Source organism: Streptomyces sp. MA5143a (assembly GCF_900290235.1).
GTDB lineage: Bacteria > Actinomycetota > Actinomycetes > Streptomycetales > Streptomycetaceae > Streptomyces.
The window spans coordinates 13,675-34,512 of sequence record NZ_OLMK01000061.1 but is presented as its reverse complement, the minus strand read 5'-3'; the positions used below and the strand labels follow the sequence as shown (position 1 = coordinate 34,512).

General features: G+C 73.5%; 11 protein-coding genes and 1 pseudogene. 9 read left to right on the top strand and 3 right to left on the bottom strand.

Translation table 11 applies throughout. The features are described from left to right. Positions 1–31: 31 nt before the first annotated feature. Both SMA5143A_RS24280 and SMA5143A_RS24275 read right to left on the bottom strand, forming a co-directional pair. Positions 32–427 carry a hypothetical protein gene (locus SMA5143A_RS24280; protein ID WP_258193709.1) on the bottom strand — a complete coding sequence of 132 codons (396 nt, stop codon included), beginning with the start codon at positions 425–427 and terminating at the stop codon, positions 32–34. Between the two features lie 454 nt (positions 428–881). Next, positions 882–1,634 carry a TetR/AcrR family transcriptional regulator gene (locus tag SMA5143A_RS24275; RefSeq protein ID WP_107464970.1) on the bottom strand — a complete coding sequence of 251 codons (753 nt, stop codon included), beginning with the start codon at positions 1,632–1,634 and terminating at the stop codon, positions 882–884. Between the two features lie 314 nt (positions 1,635–1,948). On the opposite strand from SMA5143A_RS24275, the gene SMA5143A_RS24270 reads away from it, so the two are divergent. The 9 genes and pseudogenes from SMA5143A_RS24270 to SMA5143A_RS24230 all read left to right on the top strand — a co-directional run. Then, complete coding sequence (locus SMA5143A_RS24270) at positions 1,949–2,611, top strand: Tat pathway signal sequence domain protein (RefSeq protein WP_107464969.1); 663 nt, start codon at positions 1,949–1,951, stop codon at positions 2,609–2,611. Positions 2,612–2,634: 23 nt separating this feature from the next. Next, positions 2,635–3,498: a poly(ethylene terephthalate) hydrolase family protein gene (locus SMA5143A_RS24265; RefSeq protein WP_258193708.1), complete on the top strand. Its 864-nt coding sequence runs from the start codon at positions 2,635–2,637 to the stop codon at positions 3,496–3,498. A gap of 425 nt (positions 3,499–3,923) precedes the next feature. Further along, the gene (locus tag SMA5143A_RS24260; RefSeq protein WP_107464968.1) at positions 3,924–10,790 is read left to right on the top strand and encodes a type I polyketide synthase; all 6,867 of its coding nucleotides are present in this window, start codon (positions 3,924–3,926) and stop codon (positions 10,788–10,790) included. 8 nt (positions 10,791–10,798) lie between these two features. Then, the gene (locus tag SMA5143A_RS24255; protein ID WP_107464967.1) at positions 10,799–15,466 is read left to right on the top strand and encodes a type I polyketide synthase; all 4,668 of its coding nucleotides are present in this window, start codon (positions 10,799–10,801) and stop codon (positions 15,464–15,466) included. Further along, positions 15,463–15,762 carry an acyl carrier protein gene (locus SMA5143A_RS24250; RefSeq protein ID WP_107464966.1) on the top strand — a complete coding sequence of 100 codons (300 nt, stop codon included), beginning with the start codon at positions 15,463–15,465 and terminating at the stop codon, positions 15,760–15,762. The genes SMA5143A_RS24255 and SMA5143A_RS24250 overlap by 4 nt, the downstream gene beginning before the upstream one ends. After that, complete coding sequence (locus tag SMA5143A_RS24245) at positions 15,750–16,568, top strand: alpha/beta fold hydrolase (RefSeq protein WP_107464965.1); 819 nt, start codon at positions 15,750–15,752, stop codon at positions 16,566–16,568. Before SMA5143A_RS24250 ends, SMA5143A_RS24245 begins: the two co-directional genes overlap by 13 nt. Continuing rightward, positions 16,565–17,803 (top strand): glycosyltransferase, encoded by a 1,239-nt coding sequence (locus tag SMA5143A_RS24240; protein WP_107464964.1) that lies wholly within the window; start codon positions 16,565–16,567, stop codon positions 17,801–17,803. The genes SMA5143A_RS24245 and SMA5143A_RS24240 overlap by 4 nt, the downstream gene beginning before the upstream one ends. 59 nt (positions 17,804–17,862) lie before the next feature. Continuing rightward, positions 17,863–18,987, top strand: a complete 1,125-nt coding sequence (locus SMA5143A_RS24235) for a class I SAM-dependent methyltransferase (RefSeq protein ID WP_107464963.1) — start codon at positions 17,863–17,865, stop codon at positions 18,985–18,987. Positions 18,988–19,405: 418 nt separating this feature from the next. Further along, a pseudogene (locus tag SMA5143A_RS24230) lies at positions 19,406–19,681 on the top strand (CoA-transferase); the annotation flags it as partial. 255 nt (positions 19,682–19,936) lie between these two features. Here the strand turns inward: SMA5143A_RS24230 and SMA5143A_RS24225 are convergent. Further along, positions 19,937–20,698, bottom strand: a complete 762-nt coding sequence (locus SMA5143A_RS24225; RefSeq protein ID WP_107464962.1) for an ATP-binding cassette domain-containing protein — start codon at positions 20,696–20,698, stop codon at positions 19,937–19,939. Positions 20,699–20,838: the final 140 nt, after the last annotated feature.

Sequence of the window (20,838 nt, the reverse complement as noted above, 5' to 3'; positions counted from 1 at the left end):
GCGGCGCGCCAGTTACAGCCGGCTCGCGCGGTCACGGACGCGCGGTGAGCCGCCCGTCGCCCCGTTTATGCAGCCAGCCGCGGTCGGCGAGCTTGGTCATCTTCGCCCGCAGCGGCTCCAGCTTCCCGCGCACCGAGGCGTCCAGGCCCATCCGCTCGCGGACCGCCCTGACCTGCACCGGGCCGTCGGCCTCCCGCACGATCGCCAGGATCTTGCGGTAGTCGCCGGGCAGCGCCCCCTCGTCGGCCGCATCGCTGCGGTGCGGGATGAGCAGGACTGCCCGCCCGGCCACCTTCGCCGATGCCGGAGCGACAGCCTCGGCCTGAACCTGCTCGGCCAGGCGGTTCAACACCCGTTCCGCGATCGCCAGTTCGTCCCGCTCGACCTGGACCTCCTGAAGCTGCTTGGCCAGGCGCCCTTCGCTCACACGCTCCGTTCCCGGCCCGGTTTGCGCGCCAACTCCCGATTCCTCCCACGACTGCACCCCAGTCGAAGCGCGGGGCGATGGCGGATCTTCGCCGCCGTGATCTTGGCCTCCCGGGTCGCCTGCGTGCAGGCCCTCTCAGCGGGTCAGGAGCAGACGCCGCCGAGTGGGCGAGGGCCGCGCCACGTGGTGCCGCGCGTCATGCGGGTCGACAAAGCGCCATGGTCAGCGTCTCCCGCAGCAGCCGGGTCGCCTCGGTGATGTTGGCGGCACCGTTGGGTCGACGCCAGGCTACAGCGGCTGGTGTCCGGGAGCGTTGATGAGGAGTCGCTCATTGGGTGCGGGGCCTTGGGATGGCTGGTACGCCATCGCTCCGGTGGACGCGTGCCACAGCTTGCACGTGCGACGGGAGTGGATCCTTCCGGGGCGATGACGCGATCTTCCGCTGTATTCGGAATCAGGTCTCCCGGGCCAGGCAGGCCGGGACGGGGCTGGCGGAGGGCGCCGGGTCGGCGAGGTCGGCCAGGTCGGCAGCTGCGCGTTCCGGACCGAGGAAGGGGGCCAGTACGGAGAAGGCCAGGCCGGGCAGCAGGCCGGGCAGCTCGGCGGTTCGGTCGGCGGCGATCCGCCGGTAGATCGCGGAGTACACCCCGCCGATCACCATGTCGACCAACTCCTCGGTCGGGACGGGAAGTTCGACCTCGTGCAGGTCGGTGAAGAAGTCCCGGAACCGGGCCAACAGTTCCTCGCGTGCTTCCCGCCCGGCCGGGCCGACCGCGTCGATCTCCACGATGGCCATGACGGCGAATGCGGGCGCGTTGGCGAGGATGCCGAGCAGCGCGCCGAGCCCGGCGCGCACCCGACCCGGCCAGTCGGAGGCCTGGGCGTGGGCCTCCTCCATGGCGCTGAAGACCAGGGAGGTGCCGTACTGGTGGGCAGCGAGGAAGGCGTCCTCCTTGCCCTTGAACAGCTCGTAGAAGACCGGCCTGGTCACGCCTGCCGCCTGGCAGATGTCGCTGACCCGGGTGCGGGCGTAGCCGACCTGGGCAACGGTGCGGACGAAACCGTCCAGGAGCCGGTCACGCTGGTTGGCGGCGACCACCTCGGGCGGGGTGCGGCGCGGTCCACGCCGCAGGGAACGCTCCGGATCGCGTCCCGTGCGGGTACCGGGCAGCACCAGCGGAGGCCGTGCCGACGAGCCTGCTGCCATTCCGCATCCTTCCTCGAACTTGCGCGCGCGCCCTCTTGTGCGCGTGCCTTGACTTGAATACCCGTCAGGTTTACAACTCTCACAGGTTTTCTTCTCGTGCGGCCCGCGGTCGTAGAGCAGCCGGGGCCGAAAGTGTCACGCACCCTGCAAGGCCGCAACAAGTGCACCGAGTCTCTGACGCCAGGTCTGAGACCGGGCCGGTCCGGCCGTTCCATCTCACCCGGGAACGGCAATGCGCGAGCCGCTGCCCCCCACTCCCCCGGGACAGCGGCCCGACCCTGCTCGTCACCCATGCAAGTGGAAGAGGAACCCGCATGCGCAGATACGCCGTCTCCACCCTGGTCGCCACAGCCGCCTCGACGGCCCTGGCCATCCTCCCGGCCACCGCCGCCCCGGCGGACACCGCCGTGCTCACCTACGGCAGTGCCGACGGCAACGCCGTCTCCGTCGGCGACGTACTCACCGCATCGTTGGCGAGCGGCACCAACGCCACCCTGGCCACCAGCGGCAACGGCACCTCCGGCATCACCTGCGCCGAATCGACACTCTCCGCCACGGTGACGGCGAACCCCGCCGCCCCGGGCACCGCCACCGAGTCCGCGACCTCACAGACCTTCAACGGCTGCACCAGCAACGTCTTCGGCGTCTTCGGGGTGCAGAGCATCACCGTCGATGGCCTGCCCTACAACACAGCCGCCTCCTCCGACGGCACCGTCACGGTGACCGCGGCCCCGGGCAGGGCGATCCAGACCACGGTGGCGCTCTCCACTCTGCTGGGCTCCATCACCTGTGTCTACCAGGCGCCCAGCCTCTCCGCAGTGAGCTCCAACAGCGACAACAGTCTGACCTTCACCAACCAGAGGTTCATCAAGGTCTCCGGCTCGGCGCTGTGCACGGCCAACGGCTACTTCACCGCCACCTACGCCCCCGTGGTCGACAGCAGCGTCAGCGACTCTCCCGTCATCTACACCAACTGACAGCCTGTCCGAGAGGACCCCCCGTGAAACTGCTCCCGTTCCGAGCGCTCACGGCGATCGTCGCGGTCGTCATGGCGACCGCCCTCGCCACCCCGGCCCAGGCTGATTCGCAGAACCCCTACGAGCGCGGCCCGGCCCCGACCCTGGAGAGCATCACCGCCGAAACCGGTCCCTTCGACATCGGCTCGGTCACCGTGCCGGCAGGCAGCGGCCAAGGCTTCAACAGCGGCACCGTCTACTACCCGACCGATACCAGCGAGGGCACCTTCGGTGCCATCGCCATCATGCCCGGCTTCCTCGCCTCGCAGTCGGACATCGCCTGGTACGGACCCCGGCTGGCTTCCCAGGGCTTCGTGGTGATGACCCTGAACACCAACGCGCTGTGGGACTTCCCCACCGACCGCAGTAGGCAGCAACTCGCCGCACTCACCTATCTGACGGCCCAGAGCACGGTGAAGAACCGGATCGACCCCGCCCGGCTGGCCGTGATGGGCTGGTCGATGGGCGGCGGCGGCTCGCTGCAGAGCGCGGCGAGCACCCCGTCGCTCAAGGCGGCCATCCCGCTGGCACCCTGGGACCTCAGCAACGTCTCCAGCCGGATCACGGTCCCCACCATGATCTTCGGCGCCGACGGTGACACCGTCGCCTCCGTCGACGACTTCGCCCTGCCCTTCTACAACGGGCTGGCCAACGCCCCCGACAAGTCACTCATCGTGCTCAAGGACACCGACCACTTCACCTTCGCCAAGCCGAACACCACGATCGCCCAGTACAGCGTTTCCTGGCTGAAGCGCTTCGTCGACAACGACACCCGCTACGACCAGTTCCTCTGCCCCACCCCCAACGACCCCCACACGGTCGTCTTCCAGATCACCTGCCCGCTGTAACTTCAGCGGACGCAACCCAGCGGAAGCGCGGCAGGCACGGGCCCCCACGGTCATCCGTGCCTGCCGCGAACGCGACCAGGACCGCGGCAGGCAGGGGCGAATCGGACACCCACGGCTGCTCACCCTCATGTCCAGGCTCCGGACCGGCCGTGGATCGGTGAATCAAGGCTGAGAGTCCGCGCGGTAAGGCGTGCGGTCACGGCCGGCGGTCAAGCCGATTTCCGACATCGACGACATGGCCGAGCTCTGCGGCGACCGAGTCCGACTCATTGCGGTTCCTGTTCATCGATCGGTGTCAGGGGTGCAGCCAGATAACTGACTACCCATTAGTATCTGACGGGTCATCAGCTCCAAAGGGCGCGGCGTGCACCAATCCGCTCGTCCCGATCGCACACCCCCTCGATCGCACAGAGGAGCCTCCCCCCATGACGCACACCGTTATCGGTGTCAGCCCGTTGGGTGCACCAGACCCCCGCCTCGCCGCCGCCGTATGCCGGGCCGGTGGGTCCGGTGTCCTCGACCTCGGCCCGGGCGCCCGCGCCGCCCGCGAGGCCCTGACCCTCTTGCGGCAGTGGGCCCCGGGCCGCCACGGCGTGCGGGTCCCCGCCGACTGTGCGCTGCGCCCCGAAGAGCTGTGGGCCCCGGCGCCCGCCGGAACGCGGCGGGCCGCGGACCCGGCCGCCGCCGGACCGTGCACCGTGCTCCTCGCCCCCGACGCGCCCTGGACCGTCGCCGAGGTCCGGGCCACCGCCCGCGCCGCCGCCGCGGACCCCGCCGTGCTCGCCGAGGTCCGCGGCCCCGGCGAGGCCGTCCGGGCCGTGGCCGACGGTGTCACCGGGCTCGTCGTGCGCGGCGAGGAGTCCGGCGGCCCCTGCGGCGAACACTCCACCTTCGTGCTGCTCCAGCGCGTCCTCGGCGCCGTACCGGCCGATCTGCCGGTGTGGGCCTGCGGCGGCATCGGGCCGCACACCGCGGCCGCCGCCGTGCTCGCGGGCGCCCGCGGAGTCGTGCTGGACATCCAGCTCGCACTGCTCGACGAGGCCGGTACGGCCCCCGCGGTCGCCGGTCTGCTGCGCGCCGCCGACGGCACCGAGACCGTCGTCGTCGACGGCTGCCGGGTGCTCGACCGAAGCCGCCCCGGTCTCCCGGCCGTCCTGCGCGACCGGCCCCTGCCGCTGGGCCAGGATGCCTTTCTCGCCGCCCGGTTCGCCGAGCGGTACGGCACCGTGGACCGCGCCCTCGCCGCCGTCAGGGAGGGCATCGACGCCGCCGTGGCGAACGACGGCGCCGTGCTGCGCGGCGGCTCGCCGATGTGCCGGGCGCTCGGCACCACACTGCCGGTCGTCCAGGGCCCGATGACCCGGGTCAGCGACCAGGCACGGTTCGCGGCGGCCGTCGCGGACGGCGGCGGACTGCCGTTCGTCGCGCTCGCCCTGGCCGGGCCCGAGCAGACCCGCACCCTGCTCGAGCAGACCAGGTCCGCGCTCGGCGACCGCTCCTGGGGCGTCGGCATCCTCGGCTTCGTTCCGGAAGAGATACGTACCGCCCAACTGGAGGCCGTCCGTGAGCTGCGCCCCAGCCACGCCGTCATCGCGGGCGGCCGTCCCTCCCAGGCGGCCGCTCTGGAGGCCGAGGGCATCCGTACCTTTCTGCACGCGCCGTCGCCCGGGCTGCTCGGCCAGTTCCTGGCGGCCGGCGTCCGGCGCTTCGTCTTCGAGGGCGCCGAGTGCGGCGGGCACATCGGGCCGCGCAACAGCTTCCCGCTCTGGGAGGCGCAACTGGCCGTCCTGGAGGACTTCCTCGACGCGGCGGCCGACGACGGTCACGCCGATGGCGGTGCCGCCGCCGACCCACAGGACGTACAGGTGCTGTTCGCGGGCGGCATCCACGACGAGCGCTCCGCCGCCATGGTCGCCGCGCTCGCCGCCCCGCTCACCACACGCGGTGCCGTCTTCGGCGTTCTGATGGGCACCGGCTACCTCTTCACCGAGGAGGCCGTCGAGTGCGGTGCCATCCGGCCACTGTTCCAGCGCGCGGCCCTGGACGCCAGGTCGACCACGCTCCTGCGCACCGCGCCCGGCCACGCCACCCGCTGTCTGCCCAGCGCGTTCAGCGACACGTATCAGGAGGTCAAGGACGAGCTGCGGACTCAGGGGATACCCGAGCGGCAGGTCTGGCAGGAGCTGGAGCGGCTCAACGTCGGCCGCCTGCGCATCGCCAGCAAGGGCGTCGAGCGGGTCGGCCACGAGCTGCTCGACGTCGACGAGGAGCGCCAGCGCGAAGCGGGCATGTTCATGGCCGGCGAGGTCGCCGTGCTCCGCTCCGCCGTCACCACCGTGGACGCCCTGCACCACGCGGTCACCGACGGGGCCGCCGACTTCTACGGACGCCGCACCGCCGAACTCGCCGCAGACGTACGCGACGCGGGCGGTACGGTACCCGCACGGAACCCGGCCCCCACTCCCGAACCGCTCGACATCGCCGTCGTCGGCATGGCCGGCATGTTCCCCGGCGCCGCCGACCTGCCCGCCTACTGGGCCCAGGTGCTCGCCGGCGCCGACGCGATCACCGAGGTCCCGGACACCCGCTGGGATCCCGCGCTGCACTTCGGCGCGGACGCCGAGGCGGACGACGTGTCCGCGTCCAAGTGGGGCGGTTTCCTGCCTCTGATCCCCTTCGACCCGCTGGCCTACGGAATCCCGCCCGCCTCCCTGGCCGCCATCGAACCCGTCCAGCTCCTCGCCCTGGAGGCGGCCAGGCGGGCGCTCGCCGACGCCGGGCTCGACCGCCGGTCCTTCCCGCGCGAGCGGACCTGCGTCGTCTTCGGTGCCGAGGCGGGCAGCGACATCTCCGGCGCCGCGACGCTGCGCAGCGTCCTGCCCTCGTACATCGGCCGTCTTCCCGAGGACCTGGAGGAGCAGCTCCCGAAGCTCACCGAGGACTCCTTCCCCGGCATGCTCGCCAACGTCATCGCCGGCCGGATCGCCAACCGGCTCGACCTCGGCGGCGCCAACTACACCGTCGACGCCGCCTGCGCCTCCTCCCTGGCCGCCGTCGACGCCGCCTGCAAGGAACTGGCCTTCGGCGCCGCCGACGTGGCCCTGTGCGGCGGCGCCGACCTGCACAACGGCATCAACGACTACCTGCTCTTCTCCTCCGCGCACGCGCTCTCGCCCACCGGCCGCTGCCGCACGTTCGACGCGGCCGCCGACGGCATCGCACTCGGCGAGGGCGTCGCCTGTCTCGTACTCAAGCGCCGCACCGACGCCGAGCGGGACGGCGACCGGATCTACGCCGTCATCAAGGGCGTCGGCAGCGCCAGCGACGGCCGCTCCCTCGGCCTGACCGCGCCGCGCCCCGAGGGCCAGCGCGCCGCCCTGGAACGCGCCTACGCGCAGGCCCGCGTCTCGCCCGCCGAGGTCGGCCTGATCGAGGCCCACGGCACCGGCACCGTCGTCGGCGACCGCACCGAACTCAGCACGCTCACCCGGCTGTTCGAGGACGCCGGGGCCGCGCCCGGCAACTGCGTCGTGGGCTCCGTCAAGTCCCAGATCGGGCACACCAAGTGCGCCGCCGGTCTCGCCGGACTGATCAAGACCGCGCTCGCCCTGCATACCGGGGTGCGCCCGCCCACCCTGCACATCGACGTGCCCAACCCCGTCTGGACCGGCCCCGACAGCCCCTTCGTCTTCCACAGCGAGGCCCGGCCCTGGGCCGAGCCCGCCGCCCGCCGCGTCGCCGGGGTGAGCGCCTTCGGATTCGGCGGCACCAACTTCCACGTGGTGCTGCGGGCCCACGCCGACGCCGGAGCGCCGCCGCGCCAGGGCCACGACGTCTGGCCCGCCGAGCTGTTCGTCTTCCGCACCCGCGCGGCGGCCGAGGAACTCGCCGGCCTCGCGGCGAGCGGCCACTGGCGGCTGCGGGACCTGGCGCGTACCGCCGCACAACGCGCGGAGACCGGCCCGGGCCCGCTCCTCGGTGCCGTGGTCGCCGGGTCCGTCACCGAACTCCCGCACCTGATACGGGACCTCCTCGACGGCACGCCCGGGAGAAGCGGAGTGTTCCCGGCCACAGGCGCCGCCGCCGTGGCGGCCGACGGCGACGACGGTGGCAAGGTGGCGTTCCTCTTCCCCGGCCAGGGCAGCCAGCGCCCCGGCATGTTCGCCGAGCTGTTCACCGCCTTCCCCGAACTCGGCCGCCACCTGTACCACGCCCCGGCCGCCGCCCTCTTCCCGCCCGCCGCCTTCGACGCCGCCGAACGCGCCGCACAGGTCGCCCGGCTCACCGACACCCGCCACGCCCAGCCCGCGCTCGGGGCGGTCGGCCTCGCCGCGTACGACACCCTCACCGCGGTCGGTGTCCGCCCCGACATGGCCGCAGGGCACTCCTACGGCGAACTCGTCGCGCTCTGCGCCGCGGGTGCCCTCGACCCCGACACGCTCGGTGACCTCAGCCGGGAGCGGGCCGAGGCGATCCTCGCCGCGATCGGCGCACAGGGGTCCGATCCCGGCACCATGGCCGCCGCCGTGGCCTCCGCCGAGCAGGTGACCCGGGTGCTCGCCGGGGCGGGCCTGGCCGAGCGGGTCGTCGTCGCCAACCACAACGCGCCCACGCAGAGCGTGCTCTCGGGCCCGAGGGACGCCGTCGCCGAAGCCGTCGACGCGCTCACCGCCGCCGGGTTCGCCGTCCGCCCGCTGCCCGTCGCCTGTGCCTTCCACAGCCCGCTGGTCGCCGGGGCCGTGTCCCGCTTCGCCGAGACCCTGACGGCGTACGCCGTGCGCGCCCCCGAGTTCCCGGTCTGGGCCAATCTCACCGGCACCCGCTATGCCTCGGACCCCGCCCGGGTACGGGCCGACCTCGCCGAGCAGATCGCCGCCCCCGTCCGTTTCGCCGAGCAGATCGAGGCGATGTACGACGCCGGGGCGCGGATCTTCGTCGAGTGCGGGCCCGGCACGGTGCTCACCGGTCTGGTCGGCCAGATCCTCGGCGACCGACCGCACGTCGCCGTCCCGTTCGAACCCCGCCCCGACGCGGGCCTGCGCGGTCACCTCGAGGCCCTGGCCCGGCTCGCCGCGGCCGGTGTCCCGGTGGCGCCCGCACGGCTCTTCAGCGGACGCGACACGGCGTTCGCCGACCCGGCCGCCGTGCCGGAGCGGCCGGGCTGGACGGTCGACGGCCACCTCGTACGAACGGCGGACGGCCGGCCGGTGCCGGGAGCGCTGCGCCCGGCCCGGCGCACCTCGGGCATCCCGCGGGCCGGAGAGCGGACCAGTGAGGCGACGACGATGGGCGAACGGGAAGAACTGCTCCGGGAGTTCCTGCGCAACAGCCGGGAGATGCTGGCCGCACAACGGGACGTGCTCCTCGGCTACCTCGGGGCTTCGCCCGCGCCGCAGGCGGCTTTGCCGACCCCCGAACCCCTTCCGGCCCCGGCTCCGGCCGCTCTCGCTGCGGCTCCGGCCCCCGCTCCCGCTCCGGTGGGAGTGGATGTGCTGGCCGAGGTGCTGGCGGTGATCGCGGAACGTACGGGATATCCGGTGGAGATGGTGGGGGCGGAGTCGGATCTGGAGGCGGATCTGAGTGTGGATTCGATCAAGCGGACGGAGATCGCCGGGGAGCTGGGACGGCGGCTGCTGGGCTCGGGTGCGGATCTGCGGTCGTTGCCGGACGCGGACCTGGAGGAGCTGACCCGGGAGCGCACCGCCGCCGGGATCGCCGACTGGCTGCGGGCCCGCGTCAAGGCGCTCGCCGACCCGGACCCGGCTCCCGCCCTCGCCACCCCGGCCCCCGTCGCCGAGGGGTCCCCCGACCCGCTCACCGGCCGGGCTCCCCACCGTTATCTGCTGCGGCCCGCCCCGCTCGACCCGGCACCCGTGCCCGGCGCCGAAGGCGCGGCACAGCTGCGCGGGAAACGGTTCCTGATCGTCGCGGACGACACGCCACTCGCACGGGCACTTGTCATCCGGCTCACCGCACTCGGCGCGCTCGCCGCCCGTGGCGGCCCGGACACCGCACAGCTCGCCGGGCACACCGGCCCGGTCGACGGAGTGCTGCACCTGGGCGCTCTCGCGGGTGCGGAACAGCAACTGCTGCCCGCCAAGCTCACCGTGCTCCAGGAACTGCTGCTGCGCGGCCCGCGCCGACTGCTCTGTCCCCGCCTCCCCGACGACACCAGCGGCCTCGACGGCTTCGTGCGCACCGCGGCCCGCGAATACCCCGACACCGTGGTCCGCGCCGTGGAGCTCGACCCCGACGAGCCCGCCACCGAGCAGGCCGAGGCACTCGTCGGGGAACTGCTGGCGCCCGACCGGGAGCCCGTCGTGCTGCGCACCTGCGGGCTCCGCCGCGCCCCGGTACCGTACGAGAGCCCTCTGGGCCCGCCCGTCTCCTCCGGCGCCGGGCCCGCCTCCTCCGGCGCCGCCGCAGTCGCGGCACTCGGGCTCGGCCCGGAGTCGGTCGTCGTCCTCGCGGGCGGCGCGCGCGGCATCACAGCCCGGTTCACCCTCGCCCTTGCCGCCGCCGCACGCTGCCGGGTCGAACTGCTCGGGCGTACGCCGCTCGACGACGGCGCGGGCGGCCAGCACGAGCTGGCCCACGCCACCGACCTGCCCGCGCTGCGTGCGGCGCTCGCCGCCCGGGGCGGTCTGAGCACCGCAGAGATCGACCGCGAAGCGGGCCGCGTCCTGGCCCGCCGCGAGATCGCCGCGACCCTGGCCGAGGTACACGACGCGGGCGGCAGGGCCAGGTACCGGGCACTCGACCTGCGGGACGCGGAGGCCGTGCAGCAGGCGGTCAAGGAGACGTACGCGACGTACGGCCGGATCGACGGGGTCGTACACGCCGCCGGAGTGATCGAGGACCGGCTGCTCGCCGAGAAGGACCCCGTCTCCTTCGAACGGGTCTACGGCACCAAGGTGGACGGCGCCCGCGCACTGCTCTCGGCTCTCCGGCGACTTCCCCAACTGCCCGCCTTCACCGTCATGTTCGGCTCCGTCTCGGCGGTGTACGGCAACCGCGGCCAGGCCGACTACGCCGCCGCCAACGACGCACTCGCCCGCCTCGGCCGCCTCTGGCGCGCCGGCACCGGCAGTCGTACCGTCACCGTGCACTGGGGCCCGTGGGCACCGGCCGGGGCGCACGGCGGCATGGTCCGCCCTGAGCTGGGCCGGGAGTACGCGCGCCGCGGCATCGAGCTGATCGACCCGGAGGAAGGAGTGCTCGCGCTGCTGCGGGAGCTGGCCTGGGGCGAGCCGGAGACCGACGAGGTCGTCCTGACGGCGTCGGGCCGGTGAGCCCCACGATGCGACCGACCGCCCCGCGGCACCGGCAGCCCGTCGCCATCGTCGGCATGGCGGTGACCCTGCCCGGCGCCTGTGACCTGGCCGCGTACTGGCACAACCTCGTCACCGGCGCCGACGCCATCTCCGAGGTGCCCAAGGCCCGCTGGGACGCGGACACCTACTACGACCCGGACGGACGGCGCGGCCTCGATGGCGTCTACTGCCGCCGCGGCGGCTTCGTCGACGGGCTCGACGCGCTCGCCGCCTTCGACCCGACCGTCTTCGGGCTCATGCCGGACTCCGTGCCCGGCACCGAACCCGACCAGCTGATCGCACTGCGCACCGCCGCGGCCGCGCTCGCCGACGCGGGGGACGCCGCACTGCCCGAAGACCGCTCCCGGGTCGGTGTCGTGCTCGGCCGCGGCGGTTATCTGAGCGACGGGCTCGCCCGACTCGACCAGCGGATGCGTACGTCCGCCCAACTGGTGCGCACCCTGCACGAGTTACTGCCCGAGCTTGACGGCGAGCGGCTCGACGCGGTACGGATGGCGTTCACGGCCGCGCTCGGCGCGGAGCAGAGCCCCGAGTCGGTGATCGGCCTGGTGCCCAACTTCGCGGCGTCCCGGGTCGCCAACCGGCTCGATCTGCGTGGCCCCGCCTACACCGTGGACGCGGCCTGCGCCTCCTCGCTCGTCGCACTCGACCAGGCCGTCGGCGCGCTCGCGGCGGGCAGCTGTGACGTGATGCTCGCGGGCGGCGTACACCACTGCCACGACATCACGATCTGGTCCGTCTTCAGCCGGCTGCGGGCGCTGTCGCCGTCCCAACGAATCCGCCCGTTCCACCGGGACGCGGACGGCGTGCTGATGGGCGAGGGCACCGGCGTGGTCGTACTCAAACGGCTCGCGGACGCGCGGCGCGACGGCGACCGGATCTACGCCGTGGTCCGCGGCGTCGGCGTGGCCGGCGACGGACGGGCCGGCTCCCTGGTCAATCCGGACCCCGGCGGCCAGGCCCGCGCCGTCCGGCTCGCCTGGGCGGAAGCGGGGCTCGACCCGGCGGCACCGGGGTCGCTCGGCCTCCTGGAGGCGCACGGCACCGGGACCCCCGGCGGCGACCGGGCCGAACTGGCCGCGCTGGCCGACGTGTTCGGGCCGCCGGACCCGGACGCCGGGCCCGACGCCGTGATCGGCTCCGTGAAGTCGATGATCGGCCACACGATGCCGGCGGCGGGTGTGGCGGGCCTCGTCAAGGCGGCCCTGGCGGTGCACCACGGCATGCTCCTGCCGACCCTGCACTGCGACGACCCGCACCCGGCGCTCCGCGTCACCCGCTTCGCTCCGGCCCAGCAGGCCCGGACCTGGGACGGGGAGGTCCGACGTGCCGCGGTCAGCGCCTTCGGTTTCGGCGGGATCAACGCCCACGTCGTCCTGGAGTCGGTACCGGAGCCCGTGCCCGCCCCGGCATGGGCGCCTGCCCCGGCGTCGGCTCCCGCACCGGCATCGGCTCCGGTCGTCGCGCCTGCGGCCCCGGCACCCGGCGGCCCGGGCGCCGGGCCTGCTGCCTCCTCGGGCCGTGCCGAAGTGGCCGAGCCGCCCCGGCTGTTGCGGCTCGCCGCCGCGACCCCGCAGGACCTCGCCGAACTGCTCGACGCCGACGACACCGAGCTGCGCGCGGCCGCCGCCGAGGGCGGAGCGAGGGGAGCCGGAGGCGCCCGCGTCGCCGTCCTGGACCCCACCGACCGCCGCCTCGCCCTGGCCCGCAAGGCAGTCGCCCGCGCCCGGACATGGGGCGGCCGGAGCGACGTCTGGTGCGCGCCGCGGCCGGTGCTCGGCATGGGCGGCGGGAAGATCGCCTTCCTCTGCCCAGGGCTGGAGGCCGAGTTCGAACCGCGGGCCGAGGACGTCGCCCGCCACTTCGACCTGCCGACGCCGCACTGGCCGGACGCCCGCGTGGGCGACGTCGCCCGGCACGGCGCGGCCGTCGTCGGCCTCGGCCGGCTGCTCGCCGGAGCGCTCGCCCGGATCGGCGTCCGGCCGGACGCGCTGGCCGGGCACAGTGTGGGGGAGTGGACGGCGATGGCGGTCGCCGGGATGTACGCGGACGCCGAGGTCGACGCCTTCCTGCGGGACTTCGACCCGGCCGCGCTGCGCGTCCCGGGGCTCGCCTTCGCCGCGTTCGGCACCGGTGCGGACCAGGTGGATGCCGAGCTCGTGGCGTACCCGGACGTCGTCGTCTCGCACGACAACGCGCCCCACCAGACTGTCGTCTGCGGGCCTCACGACCAGGTCGAGGCGCTCATCGGGCGGCTGCGCGGCGCGGGAGTGCTCGGTCGGCTGCTGCCCTTCGAGTCCGGCTTCCACACGCCGATGCTCGCCCCGTACCTCACCTCCATCGAGAAGGCCGCGCGCGGCTTCACGCTGCACCCGCCCCGGGTGCCCGTCTGGTCCGCCACGACCGCCGCGCCCTTCCCGGCCGACGAGGCCGCAGCGCGCGCGCTCTTCGTGCGCCACCTGCTCGAACCGGTCCGCTTCCGGCAGCTCACCACGGCCCTGTACGACGCCGGGTTCCGGGCCTTCGTACAGCTGGGCCAGGGCCAGCTGCCGGCTCTCGTGGACGACACCCTCACCAGCCGCGCGTGCCTGACGCTCAGCGCCAACACGCCCCGGCACAGCGGGCTTTCGCAGCTGTACCGGGTGGCGGCCGGACTCTGGTCGCACGGTGCCGAGCCGGACTTCGCGGCGCTGCGCGCGGGGGCCATGCCTCGGTCGACGGCGGCGCCTGCCCGTACGGCGGAGACCGACCCTGCGGCGGAGACCGTCCGTACGGCCGCGGAGAGCCCGCGAGCCGTCCCCGTCCCCGCCCCCGTCACCGTCGTCCCCCTCACCCTCGGCTCCGGGCTGGTCTCGCTCGACGCCGCCACCCGGGACCGGCTCCGCAGCACCCTGCGCGCGGCACCCGCACCCGGGATGGACCGGCTCGCGGCCGTGGCCGCGCGGAGCCCCGTGGCGGCCGAACTGCGCTCGCTGCTCGGCGAGACGGCGGACACGGCAGCGGAACTGGCGGAACTGTTCGCCGCGGCAGCGGCCCCGCGCCGCACCGCGCCCGCGGCGCCGCCCCCCGGGCCCGCGGCGACCAGGGCGGTGCCGCCGCCTGCCGTCACCCCCTGCGCCATCACCCTGCGCATCGCACTCGACACCATGCCGTACCTCGCCGACCACTGTTTCTTCCGGCAGCCCGCGCACTGGCCCGAGATCGCCGACCGCTGGCCCGTGGTGCCCGCCACCACCCTGGTGCAGCACATGATCGACGCCGTGCCCGGCCCAGGGAGGGCCGTGGCCGTGCACGACGCCCGGTTCCTGCAGTGGACCGTCGCCGCCCCGCCCACCGAGGCCACGGTCACGGTCCGGCCCGAGGGACAGGGGCGTTACGCCGTGGAGTTCGGGCGCCAGGCCCGCGCCACGGTCGAGACCGCCCACGGGCACGACACCGCGCCCCGCCCACGGCCGTGGCGGCCGGACGCCCCGGAGAGCCGTCCGGCTGTGTCCGCGCGGCAGATGTACGACGACCGCTGGATGTTCCACGGGCCACGGTTCCGCGGCATCACCGAGATCGGAGCGCTCGGCGAGCGGCACGTCCGCGGTGTCCTGACCACCCCGTCCGCGCCCGGCGCGCTCCTCGACAACGTCGGTCAGCTGCTGGGCTACTGGCTGATGGCCACGCACTCCGACCGCACCATCGTCTTCCCGACGGGCGTCGAGGAGATCCGTTTCCACGGCCCGCCACCGGAACAGGGCACCGCACTCGACTGCCACATCAGGGTCACCACCGTGACGGACACCGCCCTGGTGGCTGACGCGCAGCTCGCCCGCGACGGCGAGGTCTGGGCCGAGATCCGTGGCTGGCGGGACCGGCGCTTCGACTCGCCGCCCGAGGTCGATCCGGTCAAACGATGGCCCGAGCACAACACTCTGTCGGTCACCCAGGAGGGCGGTTGGCAGCTGGTCTTCGAACGCTGGCCCGACCCCGCATCCCGCGAGATATACATGCGCAGCCAGCTCGCGGGCCCTGAGCGCGAGCAGTACGCCGGGCACCCCCCGCGCGGCCGGCGCCAGTGGCTGCTCGGCCGTATCGCCGCCAAGGACGCCGTACGCCGCCACCTGTGGGCGCACGGCGCGGGCCCCGTCTTCCCCGCCGAGATACGGGTCGCCAACGACCCTGGCGGCAGACCGCGCCCCGAGGGCGTACACGGCAGAGAACTCCCGCCTCTGGAGCTGTCGCTGGCGCACTGCCGGGAGGCCGCCGTCGCACTCGTCCACCCCGCCGCCGACAGCCCTGGCACCGGCACCGGCATCGACATCGAGGAGATCGTCGAGCGCCCCGAAACGACCTACGACGCCGTCCTCGCCCCAGCCGAGCGGGCGCTCTTCACCGGGCTCGGCGGCGGCCCCGGCCCGCTGACCCGGTTCTGGGCCGCCAAGGAAGCCGCGGCCAAGGCCGAGGGCACCGGACTGGGCGGCCGACCGCGGGACTTCACGGCGGTCGAGGTCGAAGACGGCGCCCGTGCCCTCACGGTCCGGGCGCCCTCCGGCCGACTGCGGCGCATCCGGCTCGCCGATGTGACCAACCCGCCGGGGCTGCCCACCCGTACCTACGCCGTCGCTTGGACCGAGGAGAGCCCATCATGACCAGCCCCACCACCACCGGCCCCGCGTACGCCGCGGTCCTCGCCGAGATCACCGACGCTCTGCGCACGGTCCTCGACGACCTCGAACTGGACGACACCCCGATCACCTCCGACACCCGCTTCGTGGAGGACCTCGACCTGGAGTCCATCGACCTGGTCACGCTCACCGCCGAGCTGGGCGGGCGCTACGGCGACCGGGTCGACTTCCCCGCCTGGTTCGCCTCGCTCGAACTCTCCGACATCATCGGACTGACCGTCGGACAACTCGTGCAGTACATCGCGGGATGCCTGCGGTGACCACGATCGAGGCGGGCGGGATCCGGCTGAACGTGGAGCGGCTGAACGGCGCACCCATCCCGGCACCGGGCCCGCCCCAGACGGTCGTCCTCGTGCACGGCATCGCGACCGACAACCTGACCAGCTACTACTTCACCATCGCGCCCGCGCTCGCCGCAGCCGGACACGACGTCGTGATGTACGACCAGCGCGGCCACGGCCGCAGCTCCCGCCCCCCGCGCGGCTACGGCATCGAGGACTTCAGCGGCGACCTGGACGCGCTCCTCGACGCCCTCGCCCTGGAAGGGCCCGTCCACCTGATCGGCAACTCCTTCGGCGGCACCGTCGCCCTCGCCTACGCGCTGCGCCGCCCGGAGCGGGTCGCCGGCATCCTGATGCTCGAGTCCGAGCCTCCGACCGCCGCCTGGGCAAAGAAGATGAGCGGCATCCTGGCCGGCTCCGCCCACCAGCTCCACGACGAGCGCACCCTGCCGTGGATCGAGGAGACCTACGGCCGCCACGAGGCCCGCCTGGTGCGCTGGGCCACCCGGCTGCTGCACGGCACCTCCATCGCCGAGGACATCGCGTCCTGCCCCGTCCCCGCCGAGGAGTCCTGGCAGAGCCTGCACGTGCCGGTCTGCGCGGTGTACGGCGCTACCTCCGACCTGGCCGACACGGCACCCTGGCTGGAATCGCTGCTGCCCCGCTGCCGCACCGTGACGGTGCCCGGGCACGGGCACTCCGTGCTCGTCGGCACCCCCGAGACGGTCGTCCCGCTGCTGCTCGACTGGCTACGGGACGGCCACCGGGAGCTGGTCGCGCCGTGAGCCGCTTTCTGTTCGTCGTGCCGCCCCTGGTCGGGCACGTCAACCCGGCGGTCAGCGTGGCCGCCGAGCTGACCAGATGCGGGCACCGGGCCGCCTGGGCCGGACTGCCCGGGTTCGTCGGGGAACTGGCCGGGCCCGACGCCGAGGTGTACCCGTGCGACGTGCCCACGCTCCCGGAACGTCCGGCTGCCCTGCGCGGTGCCGCAGCCTTGCGCTTCCTGTGGGAGGAGTTCCTCGTGCCGCTCGCCGGGGCGATGGCGCCCGGTGTGCGCCGCGCGGTCGAGGGGTTCCGGCCCGATGTCGTCGTCGCCGACCAGCAGACCCTCGCCGGTGCCCTCGTCGCCGAGCGCCTCGGGGTGCCGTACGCCACCGCGTCGACCACCCCGGCGGAGTTCAGCGACGCCCTGGACGGCATGCCGAAGGTGGCTCAGTGGACCGCCGGGCTCGTCGCGGAGCTGCGCGCCCGCCTCGGCGACCCGGGGCGCACCCACGATCCGCGCTTCTCCCCCGACCTGGTGCTCTCCTTCACCACCCCCGAACTCGCGGGCCCGGGCCCTCAGCTGCCGCAGCTGCGGTACGTCGGTCCGGCGTTCACCGGGCGCCCGGCCGCCGATTTCCCCTGGGACTGGCTCGACGAGCACCGGGCCACCGTCCTGGTCTCACTCGGCACTGCCAACACCGACCTGGGGGCGCGTTTCCTCGCCGAGTGCGCGGCCGCCGCGCGGGAGCGCGGGCGGCGGCTGCAGGCGGTACTCGCCGACCCCGGAGGGGTACTCGACCAAGAGTCCGACGCCGACCTCCTGGTGCTGCCCCGGATCCCCCAACTGCCGCTCCTGCGCCGGGCGTCCGCGATGGTCAGCCACGCCGGGCAGAACACCGTCGCCGAGTGTCTGTGGCACGGCGTACCGCTGGTGGTCGCGCCCATCCGGGACGACCAGCCACTGATCGCCGCCCAGGTCACCGGCGCCGGCGCCGGAGTGCGGGTGCGCTTCGGGCGCGCCGACCGCCGACGGATCGGTGCCGCCCTCGACGCCGTACTCGACGGGCCCGCCTACCGCGCGGCGGCCCGGCGCGTCGGGGACTCCTTCCGTGCGGCGGGCGGGGCGGCGGCCGCGGCTGCGTACCTGGAGAAGTTCGCGGCACAGAAGCCCCGGGCGCCGCAGGAGTCACGGGCGCCGCAGGAGTCACGGGCGCCGCAGGAGTCACGGGAGCCGCAGGAGTCACGGGAGCGGTGAGCGACCGATCGGCAGGGCGACCGCTGTGCCGAAGAGTGGAACGAGAGGAGACCACGGACATGGCCACCACGAACCAGCCCCCTGACACCCCCGACACACCCGCCCCACCCGCCCCACCGCCCCCTGGTTCCGACGCCGAACGCGTCGCCCGCCTGCGCCCCGCGTACCAGGCAGAGCTGGCCGACGGCATAGACCGGTTCTTCGAGCCGCGCCGCACCGACTGCCCCTGGTGCGGCGCGCGGCAGCTGCGTCGCCGTCTGCGCACCAAGGACCACCTGCAGCGAAAGCCCGGCACCTTCACCCTGGACCAGTGCCGCGACTGCGGACACACCTTCCAGAACCCGCAGCTCAGCGCCGCCGGACTGGACTTCTACTACCGGGACTTCTACGACGGCCTGTACGCCGAGAAGATCGGCGGCGCCCTGGACAGCGACGCCGCGAGGAAACGCAACCGCGACCGGGCCGTGGCCATGCGGCGGCACGCCCAGCCGAAACGCTGGCTGGACGTCGGCACGGCGGGCGGTGACTTCTGCCTGGCGGCCAAGGAAGCACTGCCCGGCACCGCCTTCGACGGGCTCGACATCGGCGCCCATGTGCTCGGGGCGCAGCAGTCGGGGCGCATCGAGCGGGCCTACCAGGGCTTTCTCCCCGACCTCGCGGACGAACTCGCCGGCCAGTACGACGCGGTGAGCATGTTCCACTGCCTGGAGCACACCACGGACCCGGGGGCCCAACTGGCCGCGGTTCACACCGTGCTCCGCCCCGGCGGCCACCTGATCATCGAGGTACCCAACCCAGAGTCGCCCTTCGGCCGCCTCTTCGGCCGGTACTGGCTGCCGTGGTTCCAGCCTCAGCACCAGCACTTCGTGACCATGAGGAACCTGCGCCGGGCCCTCACCGAGCTGGGCTTCACGGTGGTGGCGACGGACCGTGAGGAGTCCCACATCCCCGTGGACTTCACCGCGCTCGTAGGGCTGTACGTGCTGCGGCTGCTGCCGTTCCGCGACGAGCCCTGGCTGCCCGAGCCCCCGGGCCGTCTCGGCGCCGCGGTCACGAAGACGGTCTTCCGGGCGGGCATACCGTTCTGCTTCCCGATGTACGCCCTGGACCGGCTCCTCGCCCCACTGATCCGCCGCAGCCGCTTCTCCAACGCCTTCCGGGTGATCGCCCGCCGCGAGGAGTGACCAGCCCAGCACGAGCTGGGACTGGAGAAGATGAAAGACGCCGCGCGTGCACCTGACCGCGACACCTCCGACGCCCAGCCCGTCAGCCGAGCAGGGCGCCCTCTGGTGAGCGGGCCCCAAGAGCACATCAGGGAATGCGAGCCAGGAAACGGCATTGATCGGCACGAGCTGCACAGACGGATTCTGCCGGGGCACCTTGTCCCACTGCGCGACGGGCATCGCCGGAGCAGCCCCGCGATGCCCGTCGCGTCAGGTTCCCGTCCACGCAGACTCCTCGCCGGTGCACGGCGGCAGAAGCACCTCAGATGTCACGTCGGCGCCTCGGCGCGCACCGGGGATCTGTTCGGTCCGGCACGATCTCCGGCCCGCAGCAGCGTCAGCGCGGCGCGTTCATCGAGCTGACCTGGGGCGGGACGGACAAGGAACTCTGGCCGAGCGGCTGCGGGCCGGCACGTGCGGCATTCCCGCCTTCCACACCCCGGCCGGGGTCGGCACTCCGATCGCCGACGGTGGCATTCCCTGGCGCTACGACGCGCCCGGCGCCGTAGCACTGGCCTCCCCACCGACGGAGGTCCGTAGCTTCGGCGGCGAGGAGTACGTGCCGGAGGAGTCGATCACCACCGACTACGCCCTGGTCGCCGCCGCACGCGGGGACCGGCACGGCAACCTGGTGTTCGACCGCACCGCTCAGAATGATGAGCGGCCGAGACCGGGCGGTCGAACGAGACGATCTCGGTGGTGATGACCGAGGGCCATCGGGCGAGCGCACGCTCGGTGCGGCGTCGGCGGCGCGAGTGGGCCAAGCGGGTGAGGCAGGACTGGTCTCGAAGGGGCCCGCGTCCCTGCCCACGCTCGAGCTCCACCGGCCCGGAGTGATGAGGGAACCGGGTGGGAAACAAGTTCGGCACCGGCTTTCCGGTCCCGCGCGGGGTTGCGGATCCTGCGCGGGTCAGGGGCTGCTCGAGATCCCTGTGATGGAGGAGATGATCCGGTCCTGAGATGCGGTCGACACATGGAAGAAGCCGTTGTTGCAGCCGAGCCGCAGCACCGCGGCCCGGTCCGCGACGGCCTTGACGTCGCCCATGTTGTGACTGATGAGGATCACCCCGACCCCCTGTTCGCGGAGCTCGTCGACCATGTCGAGGACATGGCCCGCCTGCTGTGCGCCGAGTGTCGCGGTGGGCTCGTCGAGTAGGACGGCCTTCGGTTTGCCCAGGAGCGCCCGAGAGATCGCGACCGTCTGCCGCTGGCCCGCCGACAGCGCGGCAACGGGGGTGCGCACGTCGGGGACGCGAATGCCCAGTGTGTCCAACTGCCGACGTGCCTCCTCGCGCATGCTGTTCTTGTCCATGTGCCGCAAGAGGCGGCCCAGGACACCGGGACGTCTCCGCTCCCGGCCGAGAAAGAGGTTCTCGGCCACATCGAGGCCGTCACACAGTGCCAGGTTCTGGTACACGGTCGCGATACCGAGGTGTTGGGCGACCTGAGGGGTCCTGATCTGCACCGCCCGGCCCTCCCACTCGATGACGCCGGCGTCGGCCGCTGCGACGCCCGCGATGATCCTGACGAGAGTGGACTTGCCGGCGCCGTTGTCCCCCAGAAGGGCGACGACCTCGCCCGCGTGGACCTCCAGCTCGACGTCCTTGAGGGCCTGCACGGCACCGAACCGTTTGGAGATGCCATGCAGTGCGAGCAGCGGCGAACCGGTCACGCGTACCTCGCCTCCTCCGTGCGGCGGCGCTGAGAGTGCAAGGTCTCGGCGGAAATCCGCCCCGTGGCCAACGGTAGGCCAAAGCACGCTTACGTTACCTTTCAGAATAATCTCGACACATGAGGCAGAGATGGGGATCG

Coding starts and splice junctions, on each gene's coding strand:
- SMA5143A_RS24260 (WP_107464968.1), top strand. CDS start 3,924: ATGACGCACACCGTTATCGGTGTCAGCCCGTTGGGTGCACCAGACCCC.
- SMA5143A_RS24245 (WP_107464965.1), top strand. CDS start 15,750: ATGCCTGCGGTGACCACGATCGAGGCGGGCGGGATCCGGCTGAACGTG.
- SMA5143A_RS24270 (WP_107464969.1), top strand. CDS start 1,949: ATGCGCAGATACGCCGTCTCCACCCTGGTCGCCACAGCCGCCTCGACG.
- SMA5143A_RS24250 (WP_107464966.1), top strand. CDS start 15,463: ATGACCAGCCCCACCACCACCGGCCCCGCGTACGCCGCGGTCCTCGCC.
- SMA5143A_RS24275 (WP_107464970.1), bottom strand. CDS start 1,634: ATGGCAGCAGGCTCGTCGGCACGGCCTCCGCTGGTGCTGCCCGGTACC.
- SMA5143A_RS24235 (WP_107464963.1), top strand. CDS start 17,863: ATGGCCACCACGAACCAGCCCCCTGACACCCCCGACACACCCGCCCCA.
- SMA5143A_RS24255 (WP_107464967.1), top strand. CDS start 10,799: ATGCGACCGACCGCCCCGCGGCACCGGCAGCCCGTCGCCATCGTCGGC.